The following is a 19,511-nucleotide window of genomic DNA, read 5'->3' as shown; positions in this document are numbered from 1 at the left end:
AGTGCTCCTGGGCAGATCGTGTTCTAGCTCGCGCACCAGGGCAGATCCAAGATGCGCGTTAGACAATCTACGCTTGCGTTACTGTACTAGCTGGTCGCAACTCCCCATGCATCTTCGTATATTTGCAACATTGGCGCGAATGCATCGGTAATCTGCGTGATTATTGTTGCGGATTTCACTGCTCCGTCTTTAAACGTAGCACCGCTCGTATAACAATCGCGACGGTCAATAAAAATAAAGCGGTCGTGCATGTTTTTCGACTTTCGAACTTCGATAGCCGTGCCATGTTGCGCTGTGAACATCTCGGCTGCAGATCTCACTTGCGTGATTTGGTTCTCTACAAGCATACGCACTGCGACGCCTTTCTTTATATGGGGAATGTAACGTCCAACGAATTCGGCTCCTGCGTAAGGGTCGACCACAAACACATCCGAAGTTGCACTCTCAAGAATTTTACGAATTTCATCGAAGTAATCGAACTGCCTCCCCGGTTCGAACGCGACAGTAAGCGGCCCTCCCGATTTAAGACGCCATTCGCTCCTGCACTGCTGTAATGTGATGATGATAGATTGCACTGCGGCGTTTGGGTCACCACTCATGCTGTAAAGCCGGTCTATCTGCTGCCTAAAAAATGTTCCTCTAACAGTATCAGCCATCATGACCAATGCAGCCGCTTGGCCCAACCACTCATGATTTTGGGGTAGGTCATGGCGGATCGTTTTTCGGTCGGGCATGGTGCGAATAATGCTGTCGAATTCTGCTGCTAACAATTGTGGGGAAATCTCTTCATGCATAGTGTTTAATCTTTCGAAAGTTGATGAGGCAACTATCAATCGTCCTAACTCCTGTTGCTGCCTGTTAGCTGTCAGTTTAGATCGCACTAATACTTCTTCTGATTCGTCAAGCGACGTTCAAGGCTCGGCAGTTGGCGCCGGTCGATTTATATCGTAGTGCTAGGGCGGAGTCTTAAAACACTTCACGAGTAATCGCGAAGCGCGTCACGGTCGATTATTTGTTCTTGATTAGGATCCAGTTTTGTTAAAGGTATCTTGTCTGTTTCAATGCCAAACCAAATATATATTTCCGACAATAGAAGAAAAGCGGCTCGCTCTGGTGAGGTCGATAAATTGATTTCACAGGTGAACTTACCCGACCCTTCAGGAGCAGATTTCGGAGAACTAAACCCCCCGAACCTGCCTGGGTGTCCTGGCTCCAGCTTCGGCGGATTTCCGTTCATCGACAGGTTCGAAAGCTCCGCACCTAGGATAACTTTTTCATTTTCCTGCATTTGCGAAAAGTGCACTGAACGAGAGAAGATGCAAAATAAATAAACATATTCGATCAGTGCGATCTGGTTGATTAGGAATGACTGTTGTTGTCGTTCTGGACGTCCCCAACATAGACCATTGCCTCCCCCATCGCTAACAAATATAACAAGGCCGTTCCGGTGCACTTCAATTGCCTTATATCCGACTTCAACAGCACGTCGAACTTTCCCTTTAATTATTTTTGATCTCTCTCCAGTTCCCAGATTGAATCCGAACGAACGCACTTGTGGTGGGGATTCGATAAGTCTGACCAATTCAGATGAAGTCGACTCAAAGAGTCCAGCCAAGTTCAGGGCGCGGCCGGGAACAGCAGTCAGAATGATCGATGGATCTTCCTGCAATTGCACTGCTATCAGGGCTTCCTGTACGTCACGGGTTATTTCCTCATGAGATATGGCTGCAACTTGGGGGGGTGTATGTCCACGTAAAGATTCAATAGCATTGTGCAATGCTGAGAAATTCTCACGTATATCTGCGTCGTACCGTAAGCCATCGCGAAGCAATGCTTGAATTCGTTTGACATCATAATGTGCTACATGCGATTGCTTCCGAACGAAATACCCTACTAGGTTTTCAATTTTACGATTGCTGTCCAGCATTGATTTTGCGACTAATACTGGACTGTTAGGACCTGCCACTTTCGGTACATTTATAGACACAACAATATATGATGGATCAAGAGAAACTTGATGCTTCAAAATCTCGACACCATCAATTGGTGGGTAAATCCATGTGGTCAGTGCACTCTCATACTGCGACTGACGAAAGCGATCTTCGGGAAACGCTCGAACTTCATGAATTTGATCCTCCCCGTGGATATCACTACGCTTTGTTGAGTAACCTAGTAGAAGGAGACCACCTCCAGCGTTCGCCAAGCCAGTGGTATCTTTGGCTAACTCAAGCTTTTGATCTTCTCTAGTGAGGTCGTATGGCTGCCCTTTGCACTCTAGCCATTCGTTTTCAAATTCGCCAACCAAATCATCAAAACGTCCGTTTTTCAATGCGGATATTACAGAATCACGATCAGGCTGCCCCATCAATACTCCAGTCAAGTTAGATTTCGCAAAAATTAGGGGCCAATTTATTTACCATCCAGACGCCACGCAGGATCACTTTACCTGATCGGGCAGCAGTTGTCAGTCTAGGTCTGCGCTATCACATCACTCGATCTGACAAACAGGGGGCAGCATAGTCTACTCGCCTGTAATCACAATATCTTCGATTTTTGGAACCAGGCGCCAGACGTCTGGGTGTGGCTGGAAATTTTCAACGATTGGTTTACGCTTCGCTGGGTCCTTAACGTTCCAATATACCTTCGAGGTCACCAGTATGCCTTCATGGCCCACAATGGGCGCGACGTCCGTTTCTGGCACGTTGTTGTTTAGTATTGACGATATGAACGTGTGCCGGAATGAGTGAAAAACTTTTGTATGCTTTGCCGTGATGCCGCACCGATTTTTGAACCTGCCAAACCATCTTGACGGCATCTTGCCATAGCCGTCTTCGGTGAGTTCCAGCGTCGGAAAAAGGCGGTCGTGGCCCTGGGCGCGCAGTCGCTCAACGTACCGTATCAGGCCAACTTCGATCAGCTTGTCATGAACAGGAACGAGGCGCCGGGCGCTCTTGTTCTTGACTCGCTGTCCATCTTCGGCGTCCTGAATATTGATACAGTCGATGCCGCCAATGACTTCGAAGTCCGATAGGTAAAGCTGACAAAGCTCATTCAGGCGCGCCCCAGTCAACAGCCCCATTAGCGGTAGCCAATAGCTGTAGGCCGTCTTGTACCGGCGTTGAGCGTGTTCGACCGCGCCGAACAGCCTGGTAAGTTCAACTACCGTAAATGGTTCGCGTTGCTGTACATCGCTTTCGTCCAGGCTGCGCCCGCCGAATGGGTTGTAGCGCAGGTCATACTTGGGTTTTGATGTGGCGAATTTGAATAGGCTGCTGATCCGCTCAAGACTCTTGTTGATTGTCCGCGTCGCCATCGGTGACGGGTTCAAGGCGATGACTTCACTGATGGACCTCTGTATGCCGGCATCTTGTTCATGTTCGCGGGCAACTTTTTCAGCGTTTCAACGTAAGTCAGCGCCTTGTCATCGCCAATGTCACCGATCGGAAGGTCACCGATGATGGTCAGACACAGCTTGTAGACCGCCAGGTTCTCGTCCTGGGTTTTCGGTATCCACTACCGGCAGCGAGCCGGTCGCGCTTGTAGTCCTCAACGAGTTCAGAGAATAGGGGCGTGGACTTCTTCAGTTCCTGTGTGCCAGCGCCACCGGTGCCATTGATTGCCGCCAGGGCAGCGGAGACCATTTCCGGCGTGTCGTGCGGTTCGGTCTGGAATCTCACAGTCTTCTTGGTCGGCGTCACCGTGTCGAAGTGGAACTCCATGATAAGGCCAAGGTCGAGGCCACCAAGCCGCCCAGGAGGCGAGTTTTTGTATTCAGACATAGTTCCGGTACGAATTTGGGAGAAGAGCTGCTTAAGCGAGTGCGAGAGCGCCTGGGCGGTCGTGGCTGCCTCCCGCACGTTGGCGGTGCGGAGGCTGCGGTAGATTTCGCGGGTCTTGAAGTGGATTCGGAGGTCTGGCGGGATTGCTATACGGAAGTGCAGTATGCCGGATCGGGCGCGGTGCAGATGAGAAGGTAGTCGGATTGCCATTCTGTCTCTTGGGGTGCTCACTTTGGGTGAACAAGCCAAAACCGGAGAGCAGAAAATGAAAAACCTCTGACGAATCAGAGGTTTATCGGAATACTTGGTGGAGGCGGAGGGAATCGAACCCTCGTCCGCAAGCACTCTACAGACAGTTCTACATACTTAGCACTATCATTTAATTTAGCCGGCACGACGGGGATGTGCACCCTGCGTACCAGCGAGTTACCTTAAATTTCGGAAGCAACCAAGTAACCCGGTTGAGTCCTAGCCTCTGTAAATGACTCTACTTGCCTTGCGGCCCACCCCAGAGGCGAGGTAGTGTAGAGCTAGCAGCAATTAAGCTGCGAGTGCGTACGAGTTATCGTTTGCAGTTATTGATTTCTGGATGTATTTACGAGGTAACCAGTCCTCGGTATGCCCTGCGCTGCTTTGCAACCCACGTCGAAACCAGGTCGCCCCCAACGAACACATTGTACTCCAATCGGAGCCGGTGTGTAGCGCATCAAATCGTCCGTCCGACGGGGACGGTCGGGTCTTCAACGACACGTAAAACGCGTGGGCTCGAGAGCCCACCCTACCGTGCTCGACCGGCGTAACCAGATCGAACTTACTGGCCAGCGCGCTTGGCGACTTCGTTGCCGAGGTAGCCGCCGCCGATGATGCCGGCCAGCGTCGCGATCTTCTTGCCGTTGCCGCCGCCGACCTGGTTGCCGATCAGGCCGCCGATGACGGCGCCGGTGCCGATGCCGACATAGCTTGGCTGGGCGGGTGCCGGAGCAGGCGCCGGGGCGCGGTAGGTCGGTTCTTCGTAACGCGTTGCCGGACGGGCAGGGCGATGCTCGACCACGCGGCGCTCGACGACGCGCTCGACCACACGCGGTTGCGTCACGGTCTTCTTCACGACCGGCGCCGGCTCTTGCTTCACGATCACGACCGGTGCCGACGGGTTGTTGGCCGACTGGATATAGGTCGTCGTGCCTGGCGCGGCGCTCACCACCATCGGTGCGGCTTGTGGGTACTGGTTCGGCGCGGCGGCTTGCAACTGGCCTGCGGCGATCGGTGCGAGCGTGCCGGCGGTTGGCTGCACGAAGGCTTGCGGCTCGGGAGCGCTGCGCGACGAAGGCAGCATGCCGGTGATGGCGGCGGCGCCGGTCAGGCTGACGATGATGACCGACACGGCTGCGGTGGCCATCAAAGGATGAATGCGGGTGGCGGTTGCGGTGGTGTTCATGGTCTGCTCCATCTGTTGTTGCGTTGTCGATGGATGCAGATTACGGATTACGACAGTTACACGGTAGACAGAAACCGGTATCAATCGTAATCAGATGTAAGTACTCAGGCGGTGGCGCGCGCCTGGGCCACGCTGCGCAGCAGTTCCAACAGCTCCAAAGGCGTGGCGCACAGGAAGTCGGCGCCCCAGTTCTGCGGTTCGATCGCGCCGCAATAGCCCCAGGCGCAGGCCACCGTCGGCATCCCGGCCGCGCGGCCGGCTTCGATGTCGCGCAGGTCGTCGCCCACATACCAGCAGGCGCTCGGTGCGATGTCGAGGCGGCGTGCGCCTTCGAGCAGGGGCGCGGGGTGCGGTTTGGCGTGCGGCATGGTGTCGCCCGAGACGATGCAGCCGGCGTGCGCCAGGCCGATTTGCGGAATCAGGGGGTCGGTGAAGCGCGCCGGCTTGTTGGTGACGACGCCCCAGGCCATGCCGGCGTCCTCGATGCCTTGTAACAGTGCGTCGATGCCCTCGAATAGTTCGCTCTCGACAGCCATGTTCGACTGGTAGCGGTCGAACCACTGGACGCGCAATTCTTCGTAGCCTTCGTCGCCCGGCGCGAGGCCGAAGGCGGCGCCGATCATGCCGCGCGCGCCGGCCGAGGCGGTCGGGCGCAGCACGCTGTAGGGCGTGGGATCGAGGCCGCGCTCGGTGCGCAGCCAGTTGACGGCGGCGGCCAGGTCGGGCGCGGTGTCGGCCAGCGTGCCGTCGAGGTCGAACAGGACGGCACGCGGTGCCTTGGTCAGAGCAGGGGAGGTCATCGAATCAGGCGTTCAGAGGCTTGGTTTACAGAGGCTTGGTACAGGCCACCATGTAGTTCACATCGGTGTCGTTGTTCAGCGAATAAATCTTGGTCAGCGGGTTATAGGTCAGGCCCTTCATGCCCTCTACCTGCAGGCCGGCGGCGCGCACGAATTGCGACAGTTCGGCCGGGGTCAGGAATTTGCCGTAGTCGTGGGTGCCGCGCGGCAGCATGCGCAGTACGTATTCGGCGCCGATCACGGCCAGCAAATACGCCTTCGGATTGCGGTTAATCGTCGAGAAGAACAGGTGGCCGCCCGGTTTCACCAGGGCTGCGGCTGCGCGCACGATCGAGGCCGGATCCGGCACGTGCTCGAGCATTTCCATGCAGGTGACGACGTCGTACTGGCCGGGTTCTTCAAGCGCCATGTCTTCGGCGGCGATCAGCTTGTAGCGCACGTCGACGCCGGATTCCAGGCCGTGCAGGTCGGCGACCTTCAGCGCTTTTTTCGACAGGTCGATCCCGGTGACCTTGGCGCCCTTGCGCGCCATCGATTCGGACAGCACGCCGCCGCCGCAACCGATGTCGATCACGTTCTTGCCGGCCAGCGGCGCGCGCGCGTTGATCCATTCCAGGCGCAGCGGGTTGATTTCGTGCAGCGGGCGGAACTCGGAGGTGGGGTCCCACCAGCGGTGGGCCAGCTCGCTGAATTTGTTGATTTCGAGAGGATCGGCGTTCGTAGTCATAGGTCGGAATAATAACGGGAAATATCGGGCTGCGACGGACGCGTGCCCATTAAAACATGCGGCAAGGGTACAGGCGAAAAAAAACCCCGCCGAAGCGGGGTTCTTGTACCGCGTGCAGATTACTGCTGGCGGGTACGGGTGCCGACGACTTCGATCTCGACGCGGCGGTTCTTCGCGCGTCCAGCCGAGCTCTTGTTCTCAGCAACTGGCTGCTTCTCGCCCTTGCCTTCGGTGTAGACGCGGTTGGCGTCGATGCCCTTGCTCTGCAGGTAGGCCTTGACCGATTCAGCGCGGCGGATCGACAGTTTCTGGTTGTAGGCATCGGTGCCGATCGAGTCGGTGTGACCGACGGCGATGATGACTTCCAGGTTCATGTCGCCCAGCTTCGAGGTCAGCTCGTCGAGCGACTTCTTGCCTTCTGGCTTGAGGACGGCTTTGTCGAAATCGAAGAAGGCGTCAGCCGAGTAGCTTACCTTTTCCGAGGTCGGCACTGGTGCCGGCGCTGGTGCAGGTGCTGGAGCAGGCGCTGGTGCGGCTTCGACCGGTGGTGGCGGCGGAGCGACGCACTTGCCGTTTTCGAGCTTCTCTGGTGGGACGCACAGTGGGGCGTCGCAGCCTGGAACCGCATCGGCCGGGGTCCAGTAGCCGGTACGCCAGCACAGGCCGAAAGGATCGCGCGCGATCACGCCGCGGCTGTCCTGGACGTACGCGCTGTACGGCTTGTTCGCCTGGATGTCGGTCGTCAGCGGCGCATACGGAGGTGCGCTCTGTGCGAACGCACTGCCAGCCATCGCTGCCGAAGCTGCGAGCATGAGGGTTGCAATCTTCTTCATATTTTTTGATCCTTTCGGGTTTTATCTCTTTTCGCTGCGAAACTTTTTCCATTTACGACAACGTAGGCAGAATATTAACATCATTTGCCGCTGTGTTCGTTTCGCATTATGAAACAAGCAATTAACTTCTCGGCCATTTTGCCACACTCGCTATATCCATACGACCTGCGTTTGCGCAATCGTGGTGCATGATAAATCAGTACGTTGTTTCTGCGCAACAACGTACTGGAAGCGCACGCCAGCTTGACGAATGTTTATGACAAGCATGTGTCAAATCAATAATTGCCCGAAAAGGAGGGCGGCGGCCCCGCCGCGTGCCGGCCGCTGCTGCAAATGTCGCCCACCGTATAGGTGCATGGTAGAATCATTGGTTGGAACTCATAACCATTAGCCTGAAAGCAGTCGACCCGCACAATGGATCAATTCGCAAAAGAAACAGTCCCTATTTCCCTCGAAGAAGAGATGCGCAAGAGCTACCTCGATTACGCGATGAGCGTGATCGTGGGCCGTGCGCTGCCGGATGTGCGCGATGGCCTGAAGCCGGTGCACCGCCGCGTGCTCTTCTCGATGCACGAGAGTAATTACAACTTCAACCGCCCGTACGTGAAGTGCGCGCGCGTGGTCGGCGACACCATGGGTAAGTACCACCCGCACGGCGACTCGTCGATCTATGACACCCTCGTGCGCATGGCCCAGGATTTCTCGCTGCGCTACACGCTCGTCGACGGCCAGGGCAACTTCGGCTCGATCGACGGCGACAGCGCGGCGGCAATGCGTTACACCGAGTGCCGCCTCGACAAGATCGCCAGCGAACTGCTGGCCGACATCGACAAGGACACGGTCGACTTCCAGCCGAACTATGACGGCAAGGAAAAAGAACCAACCGTCCTGCCGACCAAGATCCCGAACCTCTTGATCAACGGATCCTCCGGCATCGCGGTCGGCATGGCGACGAATATTCCGCCACACAATTTGTCGGAAGTCATCAACGGCGCCCAGCACCTGCTGCGCAACCCGGACTGCACGATCGACGAACTGATCGAGCTGATCCCGGCGCCGGACTTCCCGACCGCCGGCATCATCTATGGCGTCTCGGGCGTGCGCGACGGTTACCGCACCGGCCGCGGCCGTGTGGTGATGCGCGCCAAGACCCACTTCGAAGAATATGGCAAGGATGGCGGCCGCATCGCGATCATCATCGACGAGCTGCCGTACCAGGTGAACAAGAAGTCGCTGCTCGAGCGTATCGCCGAGAACGTGCGCGACAAGAAGCTCGAAGGCATCAGCGACATCCGCGACGAGTCCGACAAGTCGGGCATGCGCGTGGTCATTGAGCTGAAGCGCGGCGAAGTGCCGGAAGTGGTGCTGAACAACCTGTACAAGCAGACCCAGCTGCAAGACACCTTCGGCATGAACATGGTGGCGCTGGTCAACGGCCAGCCGAAGCTGCTGAACCTCAAGCAGATGCTCGAGTGCTTCCTGTCGCACCGCCGCGAAGTGGTCACTCGCCGCACCGTGTTCGAACTGCGCAAGGCGCGCGAACGCGGCCACATGCTCGAAGGCCTGGCCGTTGCGCTGGCCAACATCGACGACTTCATCGCCATCATCAAGGCCGCGCCGACGCCGCCGGTGGCGAAGATGGAACTCATGCAGCGTGCATGGGATTCGTCGCTGGTGCGCGAAATGCTGCTGCGTACCGCCGAAGGCAGCACCATCGGCGGCGTCGAAGCCTTCCGCCCCGAGCACCTGCCGAAGCACTACGGCATGCAGCAGGACGGTCTGTACAAGCTGTCGGACGAGCAGGCGCAGGAAATTCTGCAGATGCGCCTGCAGCGCCTGACCGGCCTGGAACAGGACAAGATCGTCAACGAGTACAAGGAAGTGATGTCCCACATCGCCGACCTGCTCGACATCCTGTCGCGTCCGGAGCGCGTCACGACCATCATCAGCGACGAGATGGTCCAGATCAAGAACGACTACGCCGAGAACGGCAAGGACACGCGCCGCTCGGCCATCGAGCACAACGCGAGCGACCTCGATACCGAAGACCTGATCACGCCGCAGGACATGGTCGTGACCCTGTCGCACACCGGCTACATGAAGTCGCAGCCGATCGCCGAATACCGCGCGCAAAAGCGTGGCGGTCGCGGCAAGCAGGCGATGGCGACGAAAGACGAAGACTGGATCGACCAGCTCTTCATCGCCAACACGCACGACTACATGCTGTGCTTCTCGAACCGCGGCCGCATGTACTGGCTGAAGGTCTGGGAAGTGCCGCAGGGTTCGCGCAATTCGCGCGGCAAGCCGATCGTGAACATGTTCCCGCTGCAGGACAACGAGAAGATCACGGTCATCCTGCCGCTGTCGGGCGAAAACCGCACCTTCCCGGAAGACCATTACGTGTTCATGTCGACGTCGCTGGGCACCGTCAAGAAGACGCCGCTGAAGGACTTCAGCAATCCACGCAAGGCCGGCATCATCGCGGTCGACCTGGACGAGGGCGACTTCCTGATCGGCGCCGCGCTGACCGACGGCCAGCACGACGTGATGCTGTTCTCGGATGCCGGTAAAGCCGTGCGCTTCGACGAAAACGACGTGCGTCCGATGGGCCGTACCGCGCGCGGCGTGCGCGGCATGAACCTGGAAGAGGGCCAGAACGTGATCGCCCTGCTGGTGGCCGAGAACGAGCAGCAGTCGGTCCTCACCGCCACCGAGAACGGCTTCGGCAAGCGTACCCCGATTACGGAGTACACCCGCCACGGCCGCGGCACCAAGGGCATGATCGCGATCCAGACCAGCGAGCGTAACGGTAAAGTGGTTGCCGCGACCCTGGTCGACGTCAGCGACGAGATCATGCTGATCACGACCGGCGGCGTGCTGATTCGCACCCGCGTGTCCGAGATCCGCGAGATGGGCCGCGCCACGCAAGGCGTGACCCTGATCGCGGTCGAAGACGGCACCAAGCTGTCGGGCCTGCAGCGCATCGTCGAGACCGACCTGGAAGAGGTCGAGCTCGAAGCCGCGCCGGAGTAACAACCCCGACGAGGGAGGGCGCTGCCCTCCCTTTGTTTTTTGATCTGCCCAATCTGGAGTTGTCGATGAAACGTCTTCTTGCACTGTGCGCCGCACTGGTCCTGTCGGCGCCCGCCCTGGCCCAGGCACCGGCGAAGGCCGATACCGCCCAGCTCCAGAGCGTCCGGGAACTGCTGGTCCACATGAAATACCGCGAGCAGCTGGCGGGGCGCCTGCAGCAGATGGCCCAGGTCATGCCGCAGGCAATCGCGCGGTCGCTGACCGATCGCGTCAACGCCAACACCAAGATCACCGACGACCAGAGGAAGGCCGAGCTGGCCATCGTCACCAACGACGGCCAGCGCGTGGCGCAGGAAGGGCAGCGCATGCTGGCCGATCCGAAGCTGGCCGAGGAGATCTTCGAGCGCACCGTGCCGCTGTATGCGCGCCAGTTCACGCAGGCCGAAGTGAACGAGCTGCTGGTCTTTTACAAGAGCCCGGTGGCGGCGAAAATGCAGGCCGCCATTCCACAGGTGATGCAGGAAGCGAACCAGCTGACCCAGGATTTGGTGAAGGAGCGCATGATGGCCATCGTCCAGGGCAAGCGTCCCAAGTAACCGAGTAACCGAGTAATCATCAAGCAGACAGGAGCAGGCAAGCCAGTGACCCAGATCTTCAACTTCTCGGCCGGCCCGGCCGTCCTTCCCAAGGAAGTGCTGGCGCAAGCGGCCAGCGAAATGCTCGACTGGCACGGCAGCGGCATGTCGGTGATGGAGATGAGCCATCGCGGCCCGGAATTCATCTCGATCTACAAACAGGCCGAGGCCGACCTGCGCGAGCTGCTGGCCGTGCCCGCCAACTACAAGATCCTGTTCATGCAGGGCGGGGGACTCGGCCAGAACGCCGTCATTCCGCTGAACCTGCTGGGACGCGTACGCGAGCCGGCCACCATCGACTTCGTTCATACCGGTTCCTGGTCCGGCAAGTCGATCAAGGAAGCGGCGCGCTATGCGCAAGTGAACGTGGCCGCCTCGAGCCAGGCCGAAGGTTTTACCTACGTGCCGCCGCAGGACGCCTGGAAGCTCACCGAGGGCGCGGCTTACCTGCACGTCTGCACCAACGAAACCATCGACGGCGTCGAGTACAACTTCGTGCCGCAGGCGCCCGAAGGCGTGCCGGTCGTGGCCGACATGTCCTCGCACATCCTCTCGCGCCCGGTCGACGTGGCGCAGTACGGCGTCATCTTCGCCGGCGCCCAGAAGAACATTGGCCCGGCCGGCCTGACGCTGGTGATCGTGCGCGAAGACCTGCTCGAGCACGCGCTGCCGATCTGCCCGTCGGCCTTCCACTGGAAGAACGTGGCCGAGCACGAATCGATGTTCAATACGCCGCCGACCTACAGCATTTACATCGCCGGGCTCGTGTTCGCGCACCTGAAAGCCCAGGGTGGCGTGGCGGCGATGGAAGCGCGTAATATCGAGAAGGCGCGCCTGCTGTACGCCGCCCTCGATGTTGACGACTTCTACAGCAACCGCGTGGACGTTTCATGTCGCTCACGCATGAATATCCCGTTCTATTTGCGCGACGAATCACTGAATGAGCAATTCCTGGCCGGCGCGAAGGCGCGCGGGCTGCTGCAGCTGAAGGGCCACAAGTCCGTCGGGGGTATGCGGGCGTCGATCTACAATGCGATGCCGATCGAAGGGGTGCAGGCCCTGGTCGATTATTTGAACGAGTTTGCGGGTAGATAAACCGGTTTGGTGCGTCCCGAATGGATCGTCGTGTCAATGAACCGCGATTCGTAGGGTGGGCACTTGTGCCCACGCGGGACGGCGTTTGCAACCACACCAATCATCAGGCGAATGCCTCGTTATCGGATGAGCCGCAACAGATCATCCGGTGAGACCGCGTGGGCACAAGTGCCCACCCTACGAACAACGAATCAACAACCATGACAGACAAACTCACCCCCCTGCGCGAACAAATCGATGCCATCGACGCGCAAATCCTCGCGCTGCTGAGCCAGCGCGGCCGCATCGCCCAGGAAGTCGGCCACGTGAAAGCCGAAACCGACGCCCCGGTCTTCCGTCCCGAGCGCGAAGCGCAGGTGCTGCGCGGCGTGGCCGAGCGCAACCCGGGCCCGCTGAAGAACCAGGACGTGCAAACCATTTTCCGCGAAGTGATGTCCGCCTGCCGCGCCCTGGAAAAACGCGTCACCGTCGCCTACCTCGGCCCGGCCGGCACCTTCAGCGAGCAGGCCGTGTACCAGCAGTTCGGCAGCGCCGTGGCCGGCCTGCCGTGCGCCTCGATCGACGAAGTCTTCCGCGCCACCGAAGCGGGTACCGCCGACTTCGGCGTGGTCCCGGTCGAGAACTCGTCCGAAGGCGCGATCAACCGCACGCTCGACCTGCTGCTGGCAACCACCACCGTGATCAGCGGCGAAGTCTCGATCCCCGTGCACCACAGCCTGATGACCAAAACCGGCAGCATGGAGGGCGTGACCGTGGTCTGCGCCCATTCCCAGGCGCTGGCCCAGTGCCAGGTCTGGCTGAATTTGCACCATCCGGACGTCGAGCGCCGCGCGGTCGCCTCGAACGCGGAGGCGGCCGTGATGGCAAGCAAAGACCCCACCATCGCGGCGATTGCCAGCGAGATGGCGGGCGAGCAGTACCAGCTCGGCGTGGTGCAGGCCCACATCCAGGACGACCCGCACAACCGCACGCGTTTTGTCGTGATCGGCAGCCTGGAAACCAATCCCTCGGGGCGCGACCGCACCTCGCTGGTGCTGGCCGTGCCGAACACCGCCGGCGCCGTGTATAAACTGCTGGCACCGCTGGCCACGCACGGCGTGTCGATGACGCGTTTCGAATCGCGCCCGGCGCGCATCGGCACCTGGGAGTACTACTTCTATGTCGATGTCGAAGGCCACCGCCAGGATGCGCCCGTGAAGCGGGCCCTGGAAGAACTGCACAACAACGCCGCCTTTTTCAAGCTGCTGGGTTCCTACCCGGTCGGCCTTTAATTCTTATTTGAGAGTGCCCCCATGTCGACATTCGGTCCAGAATACGTTCGCGCCATCGCCCCTTACCAGGCCGGCAAACCCATCGCAGAAGTCGCCCGCGAATTCGGTCTCGACGAAGCCAGCATCGTCAAGCTCGCCTCCAACGAAAACCCCTTCGGCGTGCCCGAGTCGAGCAAGGCCGCGATGGCGATAGCCGCCGCAGACCTTGGCCGCTACCCGGACGCCAACGGTTTCGACCTGAAGGCGGCGCTCAGCGAGCGCTACGACGTGCCCGCCGACTGGATCACGCTCGGCAACGGCAGCAACGACATCCTGGAAATCGCCGCCCACGCCTTCGTGCAAAAGGGCGAGTCGGTCGTGTTCTCGCAGTACTCGTTCGCGGTCTACGCACTGGCCACGCAAGGCGTGGGCGCCCGCGCGATCGTCGTCCCGGCCGTCAAGTATGGCCACGATTTAAAAGCAATGGCCGCCGCCATCGAGTCGGACACGCGCCTGCTGTATGTCGCCAACCCGAACAACCCGACCGGCACCTTCATCGGCGCGGCCGAGATCGAAGCCTTCCTGCAGCAGGTGCCGTCGAACGTGGTCGTCGTGCTCGACGAAGCCTATAACGAATACCTGGCGCCCGAGCACCAGTTCGAGTCGAGCCAGTGGGTGCGCAAGTACCCGAACCTGATCGTCTCGCGCACCTTCTCGAAGGCCTACGGCCTGGCTGGCCTGCGCGTGGGCTTTGCCATCGCCCAGCCGGCGGTGACCGACCTGATGAACCGCATCCGCCAGCCCTTCAACGTCAATTCGCTGGCCCAGGCGGCGGCAGTGGCGGCGCTGAACGACAAAGCGTTTCTGGCCAAGGGCGCGCAGAACAATGCCGAAGGCTACAAGCAGATGACGGCGGCGTTCGACGAGCTCGGCCTGGAATACGTGCCGTCCTTCGGCAACTTCGTGCTGGTGCGGGTTGGCGGCGACGATGGCGCCGGTGCGCGCGTGAACACGGCGCTCTTGAAGCAAGGCGTGATCGTGCGTCCGGTCGGCGCCTATGGCTTGCCGCAATGGCTGCGCATCTCGATCGGCCTGCCGCAAGAGAACGCGACCTTCATCGAGGCGCTGAAGCGAGCGCTGTCAAGCGCGAGCGCATTGCCGTGATACTCGGCAAAGTCGTCGTCATCGGCGTCGGGCTGATCGGAGGCTCGTTCGCGCTGGCGCTGAAAAAGGCGGGCGCCGCGCGCCAGGTGGTCGGCATGGGGCGCTCGCAAGAAGCGCTTGCACGGGCCCTGGAGCTGGGCATCGTCGACAGCATCACCGACTCGGCCGAAGAAGCGATGGCCGGCGCCGACCTGGTGCTGCTGGCCGCGCCCGTGGCCCAGACCGGGACCATCCTCGCCTCGCTCCTGCCCTGGCTGGAGCCGGGTACCGTGATCACCGACGCGGGCAGCACCAAGTCCGATGTCGTGGCCGCCGCGCGGGCCGCACTCGGCGCGAAGGTAAGGCAGTTCGTGCCGGCGCACCCGATCGCCGGGCGCGAATCGAATGGTCCCGATGCGGCGCTGCCTGAGCTCTACCAGGGCAAGAAGGCCGTCATCACGCCGCTGCCTGAAAACGCGGCCGGCGACGTCGGCCTGGTCGCCGCCGCCTGGCGCCTGTGCGGCGCGGTCATCCATACCCTCACGCCGGAAGAGCACGACCGCGTGTTCGCGGCGGTGAGCCACCTGCCGCACCTGCTCGCCTTTGCGCTGGTCGACGACATCGCCAACAAGCCGCATGCGGACCAGCTGTTCCAGTATGCCGCCAGCGGCTTTCGCGACTTCACCCGGATTGCCGGCTCCTCGCCCGAAATGTGGCGCGACATCAGCCTGGCGAACCGCGATGCGCTCCTCACCGAGCTTGATGCATATCTGGCACAATTGACAGTATTGCGCGGGCATCTCGCCGACCAGGATGGCGCCGGCATCGAAGCCATCTATACGAATGCGCAGCGCGCGCGCCGCTCGTGGACGGATGCCATCGAAACCGCAGAGCCATCTCCGCCCCAGATCCAGGAACCCGAATGACGCAGCAAATACCAAAACACTACCCGCAGCACATCGACCTCGAGCCCGTGATGCACGTCGAGGGCACGGTGCGCCTGCCGGGCTCGAAAAGCATCTCGAACCGCACGCTGCTGCTTGCCGCCCTGTGCGAAGGCACGACCACGATCCACGACCTGCTGGCGTCCGACGACACCATGGTGATGCTGGGCGCGCTGCGTTCGCTCGGCATCGGGTGGGATGAAGTCGACGAGCGCACGGTGGTCGTGCATGGCCAGGGCGGCGTGCTGCCTGTCGGCGAGGCCGACCTCTTCATGGGCAATGCGGGCACCGCGATCCGTCCGCTGACGGCTGCCCTGGCCGTGATCGGCGGCGACTACACCCTGCATGGCGTCTCGCGCATGCACGAGCGCCCGATCGGCGACCTGGTCGAGGCCCTGAACGAAATCGGCGCGCAAATCGAATACACGGGAGAAGAGGGCTTCCCGCCGCTGCGCATTCGCCGTGGCCACATCCATGCAAATCGCATGTCGGTGCGCGGCAACGTGTCGAGCCAGTTCCTGACCGCCTTGCTGATGGCGGCGCCCCTGATGGCGCGCGGCCATGCGGTGACGATCGACGTCGTCGGCGAACTCATTTCCAAGCCCTATATCGAGATCACCCTGAACCTGATGCGCCGCTTCGGCGTCACGGTCGAGCAGAACGGCTGGGCCTCGTTCACCGTGCAGCCTGGCCAGCGCTACACCAGTCCGGGCACCATCCACGTCGAAGGCGACGCCTCCTCGGCCTCCTACTTCCTGGCGGCCGGCGCGATCGGCGGCGGGCCGGTGCGGGTCGAGGGCGTGGGGCGCGACAGCATCCAGGGCGACGTGCGTTTTGCCGACGCCCTCGAGCGCATGGGCGCGACCATCACCCGCGGCGAGAACTGGATCGAGGCGCGCGGGAATGGCGTATTGAAGGCCATCGACGCCGACTTCAACCATATTCCCGACGCCGCGATGACGATCGCCGTGGCCGCGCTGTATGCGGACGGTCCGAGCACGCTGCGCAATATCGCCAGCTGGCGCGTAAAGGAAACCGACCGCCTGGCGGCGATGGCGATTGAGCTGCGCAAGGTGGGCGCGACGGTGGAAGAGGGCGCGGACTACATCCGCATCACGCCGCCCGAGGAACTGCTGCCGGCCACGATCGACACCTATGACGACCACCGGATGGCGATGTGCTTCTCGCTGGCCTCGCTCGACGGCAAGGCGCGCCGCGGCAACGCGATGCGCATCAACGATCCGAAATGCGTCGCCAAGACCTTCCCCGACTACTTCGAAGCGTTCGCAGGTATCGCGCGCAACGAATTGTTTTAAATGCGTGTTCTAAATAAGAGGTAAACAATGCCCAACTCCCATATCCCCGTCATCACGATCGATGGCCCGACCGCCTCCGGCAAGGGTACGGTCGCGGCGCGCGTCGCCGACCGGCTCGGCTACCACCTGCTCGATTCGGGCGCGCTCTACCGGTTGACGGCCTTGTCCGCCATGCGCGCGGGCGTCGGGCTGGACGATGAGCAGGCGGTGGCACGGCTTGCGCAAGAGCTGCCGGCAACATTTTCGAACGGGGATATTTTCCTCGGCGGCGAAGAAGTGGGCGAGCTGATCCGGGCCGAGGACGTGGGCAACAATGCCTCGAAAATCGCGGCCTTCCCGGGCGTGCGCCAGGCCCTCTACGCCCTGCAACTGGGCTTTCGCAAGGCGCCTGGCCTGGTGGCCGACGGGCGCGACATGGGGACCGTGATTTTCCCCAACGCACGATTGAAAGTGTTTCTCACCGCCAGCGTCGAAGCGCGGGCTGAGCGGCGATATAAGCAATTGATTGGCAAAGGAATTTCTGCTAACATGGAAGGTCTGCTGGCTGATTTGCAGGCGCGCGACGAACGCGATACACATCGCACCGTCGCCCCGCTGGTCGCCGCGGAAGGCGCGTACATCCTCGATACGTCGGACATGACGGTCGATGAGGCGGTGGAGCAAGTGCTCCATTGGTATACGCTCCTGTAAGTGTTGTAAAAGTGCCCCTGTGCGTGGTTTGCCGGGGTGTTGTATCAACCTGACCCAGTTCAGGATCGCACTATCGACGGTCCTGCTGGCTAACTCGTAAATAACCTATGTCTACTGCAACTACCCAAGATTCCGGTATGGAAAGCTTTGCCGCCCTGTTTGAAGAGTCGCTGTCGCGTCAAGACATGCGCTCGGGCGAAGTCATCTCCGCCGAAGTCGTGCGTCTGGATCACAACTTCGTGATCGTCAACGCCGGCCTGAAATCTGAAGCATTCATTCCTATCGAAGAATTCAAGAATGACCAGGGCGAACTGGAAGTCGCTGTCGGCGACTTCGTTTCCGTGGCCATCGAATCGCTCGAAAACGGTTTCGGCGATACCATCCTGTCGCGCGACAAGGCCAAGCGCCTGGCATCGTGGCTGGCTCTGGAAAAAGCAATGGAATCGGGCGAGATCGTCACCGGTACCGTCAACGGTAAAGTCAAAGGCGGCCTGACCGTCCTGACCAACGGCATCCGCGCATTCCTGCCGGGTTCGCTGGTCGACACCCGTCCGGTCAAGGACACCACCCCGTTCGAAGGCAAGACCCTGGAATTCAAGGTCATCAAGCTCGACCGCAAGCGTAACAACGTCGTTCTGTCGCGCCGCGCCGTTATCGAAGCTTCGATGGGCGAAGAGCGCCAGAAGCTGATGGAAACCCTGAAAGAAGGCACCGTGGTTACCGGCGTCGTCAAGAACATCACCGACTACGGCGCGTTCGTGGATCTGGGTGGCATCGACGGCCTGCTGCACATCACCGACCTGGCATGGCGTCGTGTGCGTCACCCGTCGGAAGTGCTGTCGGTTGGCCAGGAAATCACCGCCAAGGTCCTCAAGTACGATCAGGAAAAGAACCGCGTCTCGCTGGGTGTCAAGCAGCTGGGCGACGATCCTTGGACCGGCCTGTCGCGTCGTTACCCACAGAGCACCCGCCTGTTCGGTAAAGTCACGAACCTCACCGACTACGGCGCGTTCGTTGAAGTCGAGCAGGGCATCGAAGGCCTGGTGCACGTGTCGGAGATGGACTGGACCAACAAGAACGTGGCCCCGAACAAAGTCGTGCAGCTCGGCGACGAAGTCGAAGTCATGGTCCTGGAAATCGACGAAGAGCGTCGCCGTATCTCGCTGGGCATGAAGCAGTGCAAAGCGAACCCATGGGACGATTTCGGCATGACCCACAAGAAGGGCGACAAAGTCCGTGGTTCGATCAAGTCGATCACCGATTTCGGCGTCTTCATCGGCCTGCCAGGCAACATCGATGGCCTGGTGCACCTGTCGGATCTGTCGTGGACCGAAGCCGGCGAAGAAGCTGTCCGTCGCTTCAAGAAGGGCGACGAGCTGGAAGCTGTTGTTCTGGCCATCGACGTCGAGCGCGAGCGTGTTTCGCTGGGCGTGAAGCAACTGGAAGGCGACCCGTTCAACAACTTCGCAGCCATGAACGACAAGGGCTCGCTGGTGACCGGTACCGTCAAGTCGGTCGAGCCTAAAGGCGCCGTCATCGCCCTGAGCGAAGAAGTCGAAGGCTACCTGCGCGCTTCGGAAATCTCGCGTGACCGCGTTGAAGATGCAGGCACCCACCTGAAGGTTGGCGACAGCGTCGAAGCTCTGGTCATCAACATCGATCGCAAGGCTCGCAGCATCCAGCTGTCGATCAAGGCGAAAGACAATGTCGAGACCCAGGAAGCGATGACCAAGCTGTCGACCTCGAGCGACAGCAATGCCGCATCGGGCACCACCAGCCTGGGCGCGCTGCTCAAGGCCAAGTTCGATAATAAGAACTAATTGTCTGCCTG

General features: G+C 60.3%; 17 protein-coding genes and 1 other RNA gene. 9 read left to right on the top strand and 9 right to left on the bottom strand.

Annotated elements, in window-relative coordinates:
* Positions 1–86: 86 nt before the first annotated feature.
* The 9 genes from NMB41_RS17770 to ompA all read right to left on the bottom strand — a co-directional run bounded on the left by NMB41_RS17770 (position 87) and on the right by ompA (position 7,574).
* Positions 87–794 (bottom strand): hypothetical protein, encoded by a 708-nt coding sequence (locus tag NMB41_RS17770; RefSeq protein WP_494379125.1) that lies wholly within the window; start codon positions 792–794, stop codon positions 87–89.
* A gap of 182 nt (positions 795–976) precedes the next feature.
* Complete coding sequence (locus tag NMB41_RS17765; protein ID WP_494379124.1) at positions 977–2,380, bottom strand: hypothetical protein; 1,404 nt, start codon at positions 2,378–2,380, stop codon at positions 977–979.
* 141 nt (positions 2,381–2,521) lie between these two features.
* Positions 2,522–3,328: a site-specific integrase gene (locus tag NMB41_RS17760; RefSeq protein WP_494379123.1), complete on the bottom strand. Its 807-nt coding sequence runs from the start codon at positions 3,326–3,328 to the stop codon at positions 2,522–2,524.
* Between the two features lie 133 nt (positions 3,329–3,461).
* Entirely contained in the window at positions 3,462–3,989 is a 528-nt protein-coding gene (locus NMB41_RS17755) for a DUF6538 domain-containing protein (protein ID WP_494379122.1), read from the bottom strand.
* Positions 3,990–4,084: 95 nt separating this feature from the next.
* Positions 4,085–4,443, bottom strand: a transfer-messenger RNA (tmRNA) gene (gene ssrA / locus NMB41_RS17750).
* A gap of 147 nt (positions 4,444–4,590) precedes the next feature.
* Entirely contained in the window at positions 4,591–5,214 is a 624-nt protein-coding gene (locus NMB41_RS17745; protein WP_494379121.1) for a glycine zipper 2TM domain-containing protein, read from the bottom strand.
* Between the two features lie 104 nt (positions 5,215–5,318).
* Positions 5,319–6,014, bottom strand: a complete 696-nt coding sequence (locus tag NMB41_RS17740) for an HAD family hydrolase (RefSeq protein WP_494379120.1) — start codon at positions 6,012–6,014, stop codon at positions 5,319–5,321.
* Between the two features lie 25 nt (positions 6,015–6,039).
* A complete protein-coding gene (gene ubiG / locus NMB41_RS17735; protein ID WP_494379119.1) occupies positions 6,040–6,741 on the bottom strand; it encodes a bifunctional 2-polyprenyl-6-hydroxyphenol methylase/3-demethylubiquinol 3-O-methyltransferase UbiG in 702 nt (233 codons plus the stop codon).
* A 119-nt stretch (positions 6,742–6,860) separates the two neighbouring features.
* A complete protein-coding gene (gene ompA, locus NMB41_RS17730; protein WP_494379118.1) occupies positions 6,861–7,574 on the bottom strand; it encodes an outer membrane protein OmpA in 714 nt (237 codons plus the stop codon).
* Between the two features lie 414 nt (positions 7,575–7,988).
* Between ompA and gyrA the strand changes: the two genes are divergently transcribed.
* From gyrA to rpsA, 9 genes are all read left to right on the top strand, one after another.
* On the top strand, positions 7,989–10,607 hold the full coding sequence (gene gyrA / locus NMB41_RS17725; protein WP_494379117.1) for a DNA gyrase subunit A: 2,619 nt from the start codon (positions 7,989–7,991) through the stop codon (positions 10,605–10,607).
* A gap of 65 nt (positions 10,608–10,672) precedes the next feature.
* The gene (locus tag NMB41_RS17720; RefSeq protein WP_494379116.1) at positions 10,673–11,203 is read left to right on the top strand and encodes a DUF2059 domain-containing protein; all 531 of its coding nucleotides are present in this window, start codon (positions 10,673–10,675) and stop codon (positions 11,201–11,203) included.
* 45 nt (positions 11,204–11,248) lie between these two features.
* Positions 11,249–12,337, top strand: coding sequence for a 3-phosphoserine/phosphohydroxythreonine transaminase (gene serC / locus NMB41_RS17715; protein ID WP_494379115.1), 1,089 nt, complete (start codon positions 11,249–11,251; stop codon positions 12,335–12,337).
* Between the two features lie 200 nt (positions 12,338–12,537).
* Positions 12,538–13,608 (top strand): prephenate dehydratase, encoded by a 1,071-nt coding sequence (gene pheA, locus NMB41_RS17710; RefSeq protein ID WP_494379114.1) that lies wholly within the window; start codon positions 12,538–12,540, stop codon positions 13,606–13,608.
* A 21-nt stretch (positions 13,609–13,629) separates the two neighbouring features.
* Positions 13,630–14,751 (top strand): histidinol-phosphate transaminase, encoded by a 1,122-nt coding sequence (gene hisC, locus NMB41_RS17705; protein WP_494379113.1) that lies wholly within the window; start codon positions 13,630–13,632, stop codon positions 14,749–14,751.
* Complete coding sequence (locus NMB41_RS17700) at positions 14,751–15,656, top strand: prephenate dehydrogenase (protein ID WP_494382866.1); 906 nt, start codon at positions 14,751–14,753, stop codon at positions 15,654–15,656. Before hisC ends, NMB41_RS17700 begins: the two co-directional genes overlap by 1 nt.
* A complete protein-coding gene (gene aroA, locus NMB41_RS17695) occupies positions 15,653–16,990 on the top strand; it encodes a 3-phosphoshikimate 1-carboxyvinyltransferase (protein WP_494379112.1) in 1,338 nt (445 codons plus the stop codon). Before NMB41_RS17700 ends, aroA begins: the two co-directional genes overlap by 4 nt.
* 27 nt (positions 16,991–17,017) lie before the next feature.
* Positions 17,018–17,680: a (d)CMP kinase gene (gene cmk, locus NMB41_RS17690; RefSeq protein WP_494379111.1), complete on the top strand. Its 663-nt coding sequence runs from the start codon at positions 17,018–17,020 to the stop codon at positions 17,678–17,680.
* A gap of 137 nt (positions 17,681–17,817) precedes the next feature.
* Entirely contained in the window at positions 17,818–19,500 is a 1,683-nt protein-coding gene (rpsA, locus tag NMB41_RS17685) for a 30S ribosomal protein S1 (protein WP_494379110.1), read from the top strand.
* Positions 19,501–19,511: the final 11 nt, after the last annotated feature.

Source organism: Massilia sp. FBCC-B171 (genome assembly GCF_059134155.1).
Note: the sequence above shows the minus strand (reverse complement) of the source record. Positions and strands in the feature narration are given on the sequence as shown.